Below are 4,865 nucleotides of genomic sequence, written 5' to 3'. Positions count from 1 at the left end.
AGTTTTCCTCGTTTTCTAGGGTTAAGACCCTGGCGTCGCAAGGCTGAAGGCTCAGCTACTTCAAGCCACCGGAAACGGCAAGGTTAGGAACCCAGAAGGCTGGTCATGAGGTAGTTAAACAACACCACAACTGAATTGTTACTGAACTTGCGTAGCTGCTGGGGCGTGGCCGTTATCTGGTCACCCTCGAGCCGGTTCAGTAGAATGCAACAGATCATCGCAAACTTCGAGAAGCCCCAATAATTGAGGTAGCCCGCGATCATGGCACCTTCCATCTCGATGTTGCACACACCGTTCTCGTCGAGCCACCGTAGCCGTTCCGTCTTTGTCGCCGGTGTCTCGAGGCACACCGCACCGTCCAGACGGAACTGTTCGAGGAAAAATTCGTTGCCACTGACCGTCCTGCCGGACATCACCGTCAGGTCATCGATGCACTCGTTGGCCGCAATGATGGCGTTGTGGGTGTCAACGGGGAAGCGCCCATCGAACCAATACTCACCGTCGCCGCCTCTTAGCAGTCGGTAAGGCAGGAGATCAGCCATGAGGCCCTCAGATGACACCACCACAGTGCCACTGGGCAGTCCGACGCCGCCGCTGGTGCCAACCCGACACCAGAACACTTGGTCCAGAACCTTGAGGTCGCCGCGCTTGAGGAAGAACACCAAGCGCATGAGCTCCTGTAGCGCGATCGAGGCACTAGCCATGCCCATGCCGTGGGAAGCGAAGAGTACGCCAGCAGTATACCTGGTGACGAACCGGCTTTCCTTGGGAAAGGCGATGACTCGGGAAACCTTAGACCCGCCGTTGAGCTCGCTCCAGCGATCAGCAAACTCTGTGATGCGCTCCCCAGTGCCGGCCAAGATGACTGCTTTGATACCGCAAAGCTCATCAAGAATCGGGTCGGACGATGTCACACCGAAGTGATAGTAGACATCCTCATGGCTGCCGTCGAGGACACCATCGAGGAATACGTGGTTGATATTCTCGGTCTTCACCTCGATCTCTTCGATTAGGTTAACGCAAGTACAAATCTACGCACCACAGGTCAAGTTGGCACAACGACACACAGGCAACATCGGACATCTGAAGGTTGGGGTACGCTGTTCCCAAAGGGTCAGTACACGCCAACCGCACCATCAGGGGTTTACCCAGTGTGGGGGTCGATAGTCACTCCCGCCAATTTGACTGATTATTGCGCACGGATAGCCACGCAGGCTTCGTCTTGACAGCTACCAGATTCGACATCATGCCGAGTGTCTTCCTCGTCGTACTCCATAATGTGGTCATGAGCTTTACGTTCTTACAGTTCAGATCGAAGCGTAAGATTGGCTTTCGGTTATTATCGTCAGTAAGCCTTTGCACCGCAGCAAGTGGCACGCTCGGAGACGGCTATGCACGCTACTACGTTGAAGCCTTCTATACTCTTCATCACATGGTCCCGAACCGGGAATCGGCGGAGCGAATCGCCTCTGCTAGCGGCAGCTTAATCGACCGGCGTATACAGCCACGGAAGCATCGACCAGTACGTCAAATTCGCCTCCGTCGTCCAATGTCGTCTTGAATCGGCTATTAACCTAGTCTCCAACGTACTGGCTCAACGTCTTAGCTACAAGAGGCCGGAATTACCCGGCTATGCGTTGAATCGACTAGTCCTCATTAAAGATGCACGACGAAGAACCTGACCCACTCGTCCGATGACTCTTTGACCTCGTTCGCAATATATATATATTATGTCGAATGCTTCCAATATACTTAAATTCCTCGGTCATGCTCACCACTGATGCAATATCGAAAGATTTCCTCGAAAGCTTCCGAATTTCGGAAGTTAGCGTTCGATGAATCTTGAAGCATAGTAAACGCTAGAAAAGACTTCCCAATCCACCCTGTTAAGTAGATAACTGTCAGTATGTATCTAAATATTCTTGGCTATTAGTTAACACGGCGACAAACACTGTTGTGATGGCACATTATCCGAACAGCCGGAGTACATAGGTACATATCTTAAATCAAGTAGGGTCACTAACATTCTTACACTCAATCAGAATTTTAGACTTAGCCGTCTTTGGCTATGAAATTAATCAATGCCTACTCCACATTTCATGCCTACATCACAAATGGACTCCGAAACAACTTCAGAGACATCGAATATACCAGAGTCGAACACATTTGAAATAAATTGCATACTGAAGAAATTATTTGCGCCCTCTTCAGTTTGGATCAAACCCTTCATATCGCGAATCTGCTTTATAAGAACAGGTAGCCCATCTGAGAACGCCACCACCTATTTACCAACGCCACCACCTATTTACCTTACTCTCATATAGTGTTAGCCGCCGCACACGGTAGACTAACCATGCGGTTGATCGCTGTGAATTCTCACGTTATCAGGCAAACATCGACGCTGTACGGGCGCACGATGCCGCCACACGTATGCTTCACTGTAACGTTGGGCAGGCATCGACCTTCGCGTGTCGCAACAAGCCATGAGGCAAACGTCCATCACAATCACGACCTCGCGCATGCAGATCTTATCGCTGGCGAACGTGACAAGAAATCGCGGTAGACAGAGGCAAAAACAACGGGCACCCACGGCTAGGCAACCATACAGACACCAGGTAGAAACTCGCCTCTTTATACAACTACCGTTCCACCTTTTTAAGCTCAAATCTGATAGCGTTAGTTTAGGAACTTCGTACCGAAAACCACCACGAACCAACCGACGAACCAGTCACCTGATTTTCGATCACCTCCCAACACTTTGCGAGACAAACCAGCTGTTGCCATACCACGACGTGTCCGACACTGATTTCCAAATGAACCGCCTCCAGATGGTGGTCGATCGCCATCTGCATTCCGACGAGACGAGTCCAGATGTGCTTGTCAACCGTGATCACTATCCAACCACGCTCACTGACAACGGGAATCCAGTCAGGCATCATCAATGCCCCTTGGCAAAGTAGTGCATCTAGAGATTCCTCGCACCATAGAGCGGTATTACGGCGGACCATCGCCACGCCTTTACCTATCTCCGAAGGAGGTTTTCGTACACGATAAACACGACGTCTTCAAGAGCAGCCATTCTGCCGCTCGCGCCCGGTCAGGCGGCATGGTGATGTCACCAACCGGCTGCGCGAACTTACGCGATGCTCAGCTCGTAATCGGCTGCCAGATCTTCTTCCCGCCCGCCAGCATTGACCATCCCAGCAATTGCTTTGACTGCGACGCGGCATCCGACGAATGTCAAGTGCCTGTTCTAGCACGGTGAGTTGATCACGATGCCAAGAAATTCGTCACTATCTTTAAGTTTCTCGCTCCGCTCGTTAGTGCTGAACGAGGTGCTCTGGATCACCGGCCAGCCCTCGCTGATCAATAGCCGACCGGTACGCACGGCCATATGCGCTTTCTCCCGGCCCACCTCGGCGCCTCTACTTGTCAGCTCACGACTCTGCGCCAACAATATATGAGGTTAAGGTGCGCAAGGAGATAGTCGATGCGGTAGCTTGCCAGAAGCTCCTCGACTTTCGGCCTGAAGCCACCGTGTGGGAACTTCTTCTCAAAATTGAGCTCGGACAGTACGCGAGCCTCGACGAACTCGTCCTAACATTACCCAGCTCTGTAAGCACTAGAAGCGGCCCGCAGGATTAAATCATACTACTTGCCTGCACGCTTGCGTCAGTTTACCCAGTCCCGCCACTAAAAACTCTGTAAATTCGTCTACCTCTAAGTAGAAGTAGACAGCACGATCAAGCATGGATAGAAGTGGTGGGTCAGCAAGCACGGAACATTGATACCTGCGGCTACCGACCTTACCGTCCTCATGGCCATACTGTCATCTAACATCACCTCACCACTCCCTGGATGATCGCCTAGAAAGACTCGACGCTGAAAAACTAGCGGATACGGCAGTTAACCTCAGTTAAAAATATGAGGTTGACTTTAATTATTCTAGATGCGCGCATGGGTATCGTCGTCGAAAACATCCAGAACACACATGGCGAATACAGAATTCATAGCTGCTTGAACCTCTTCCCTTGTTATTCGTATTCTACGAACTTCGCGTGTCTCATCAGTCAGGTGAGCGTCACTATCGGCCGGATAGCAACCGTAGATTAGACCGACAATCCCAATGGGTGAGTTTCTTGCAAACACTGGGCCAGACTTTCTATATAAACCACCCCGGAAGTGTAAGGTCAAATCGTCGTCAGACCGCCTAAGACGTACGCCGCCGTGCGCACTGTCCTACTCCTCAAATCGTCGTATACACGCTAAAACCATGTATAGCGCGCCGTGCACCCAGCGAAATACGCGATTAACTCACCGAACGGCGGCTTCCTTGGATTAAACAACTGGCGCCGCTCACCATCCATGATCTTCGATACACCTACACTAGCCTAGCACGGTCCTCTCGCGTTGACTTTCGCTACGTTTCAGAAAACGATGGCCCACTCCACGCCGACGTTACCGCGAAGAAGTATCTATAGCGATCTCGACACCGATGAACTCGACCACGTAGCCATAAACCTCGACCGACCCCACAGCTTCATCATGAACGATAAGAACGGGCAAGACCGACCATCCATAGAGTGCTCTTATCGTGTCCGTGCAGGTAAGACCTGGTGGCCAGGGGCGGGATCGAACCGCCGACCTTCCGCTTTTCAGGCGGACGCTCATACCGACTGAGCTACCTGGCCAGAAGGCAGTGTGCGTGCCTCGCCGCACTAGCGACCCTGACGGGACTCGAACCCGCGACCTCCGCCGTGACAGGGCGGCGCGCTAACCAACTGCGCCACAGGGCCWTGCWGAACCCCGGGGGTTCCCATAGCAGGACCCACCGCATGCGGTGGGTCCGTCATATGTAATTGAGC

The 4,865-nt window shown here is 52.2% G+C and carries 3 protein-coding genes, 2 tRNA genes and 1 pseudogene; 1 reads left to right on the top strand and 5 read right to left on the bottom strand.

Going from position 1 to position 4,865, the window contains the following annotated elements:
* Positions 1-83: 83 nt before the first annotated feature.
* From MUBE_RS14305 to MUBE_RS16155, 3 genes are all read right to left on the bottom strand, one after another.
* Positions 84-995 (bottom strand): uridine phosphorylase, encoded by a 912-nt coding sequence (locus MUBE_RS14305; protein WP_243633085.1) that lies wholly within the window; start codon positions 993-995, stop codon positions 84-86.
* 1,686 nt (positions 996-2,681) lie between these two features.
* Positions 2,682-3,008: a hypothetical protein gene (locus tag MUBE_RS14295; RefSeq protein WP_133297134.1), complete on the bottom strand. Its 327-nt coding sequence runs from the start codon at positions 3,006-3,008 to the stop codon at positions 2,682-2,684.
* 245 nt (positions 3,009-3,253) lie between these two features.
* Positions 3,254-3,415 (bottom strand): hypothetical protein, encoded by a 162-nt coding sequence (locus MUBE_RS16155; RefSeq protein ID WP_165849892.1) that lies wholly within the window; start codon positions 3,413-3,415, stop codon positions 3,254-3,256.
* Positions 3,416-4,188: 773 nt separating this feature from the next.
* Here MUBE_RS16155 and MUBE_RS20635 point away from each other — a divergent pair.
* Positions 4,189-4,569: pseudogene (locus tag MUBE_RS20635) on the top strand (site-specific integrase); the annotation flags it as partial.
* 45 nt (positions 4,570-4,614) lie between these two features.
* Here the strand turns inward: MUBE_RS20635 and MUBE_RS14280 are convergent.
* Positions 4,615-4,691: transfer RNA gene (locus MUBE_RS14280), tRNA-Phe, on the bottom strand.
* A gap of 31 nt (positions 4,692-4,722) precedes the next feature.
* Positions 4,723-4,796, bottom strand: a tRNA-Asp gene (locus MUBE_RS14275).
* Between the last annotated feature and the right edge of the window lie 69 nt (positions 4,797-4,865).

Source organism: Mycobacterium uberis (assembly GCF_003408705.1).
Taxonomy (GTDB): Bacteria; Actinomycetota; Actinomycetes; order Mycobacteriales; family Mycobacteriaceae; genus Mycobacterium; species Mycobacterium uberis.
This window is presented reverse-complemented; position numbering and strand designations above follow the sequence as displayed.